This is a genomic window from Vibrio sp. Vb1554, assembly GCF_033344235.1.
In genome coordinates, this window is the sequence record NZ_JAWPOJ010000476.1 from 1 (window position 1) to 1,029 (window position 1,029).

Consider the following 1,029-nt stretch of genomic DNA (forward strand, 5'->3'; position numbering starts at 1 on the left):
GTAACCTCAGGCTTGGTAAAGCTAAGGTGCTGAAATTTAAGCTAACAAACGCTTTAAGACGGATTCGCAACGCGTGGCATTTTTGCTATGCGTTGATTTTAGTGATTAAGGCGGTGAGCGGACACATCGGTATTGCGTTGCTCACCACTTAAGCGGGCGTTATGCTTAATCCATAAAAATCAGCAGGTTGTGATTGTCGATTCCTTTAGCATTTCGTTCAGGTTTTGTCGGCAATTCAATATTGTTTTTCGCTGCCTAATGAAGCGGCAATGTGTCTGGCGCCGTAAATTCTGAGTGATTGCCTCATTGGAATGTTGACTCTGCGCGAGGTTAGTATTGTTGTCTCAAGTCGCTTTGAGCAGTTTGGTGCCTTTACTTACAGGCTGAAAATTAGTCGGCAATTGAGTATTGTTTTGCGCTGCCTAATGAAACGGCAATGTGTCTGTCGCTGTAAATTTCAGTGTTATTGCCTCATTGAGTTGTCGTGCCCATGCGTGGTGAGTGAGTTTGTCGGAGAGGGTTTCCACATTGGCCTAGTTGCTAAATGAAAGCCTGCATTGGTCAGTTCATAGGTAAAATCAAAGTAAAAGTTGAGCCAGTTCTAATTCAAGGAAATTTAAAGTTTGGTCAATGATTTCAGTGGGTTATTCTTGACTGGATTCAAATGTAAAGTGTTGAAGCTTAAGCATAACAAACGCCTCAAGAGGGACTGTCAACGCGTAGCGTTTCCAGTCCCATTGAGCCGCGGCGGTTACGTTTGTTGTGTTTGAGTTTAGTGGTAATGCGTTGCCAGCCCCTTAGGCGGGCGTTAGCTTAAAACAATTAAAATCAATTGGTTGTGGTCTTTTCTTTCTTCCTTTGGCCATTCGTTCAGGTTTTTCGGCAAATCAGCATTGGTTGTCAAAGCGAGTTTTGAGTTGCTGCCTCAATTGAGTTTTTAGGCTTAACCGATGTTAGCAAGTTTGGTGCAAAGTCGCTTTGGAAGTGTCGCTTTCGCTTTGAGTTTTGCGAAAACGAGTTTTCAAAATT

Annotated in this window: 1 protein-coding gene; it reads left to right on the forward strand. The window is 43.1% G+C overall.

Annotated elements, in window-relative coordinates; translation table 11 throughout:
* Positions 1 to 311: 311 nt before the first annotated feature.
* Positions 312 to 548: a DUF3709 domain-containing protein gene (locus tag R8N28_RS27185; RefSeq protein ID WP_318183912.1), complete on the forward strand. Its 237-nt coding sequence runs from the start codon at positions 312 to 314 to the stop codon at positions 546 to 548.
* The last annotated feature ends 481 nt before the right edge of the window (positions 549 to 1,029 follow it).

Coding starts and splice junctions, on each gene's coding strand:
- R8N28_RS27185 (WP_318183912.1), top strand. CDS start 312: ATGTTGACTCTGCGCGAGGTTAGTATTGTTGTCTCAAGTCGCTTTGAG.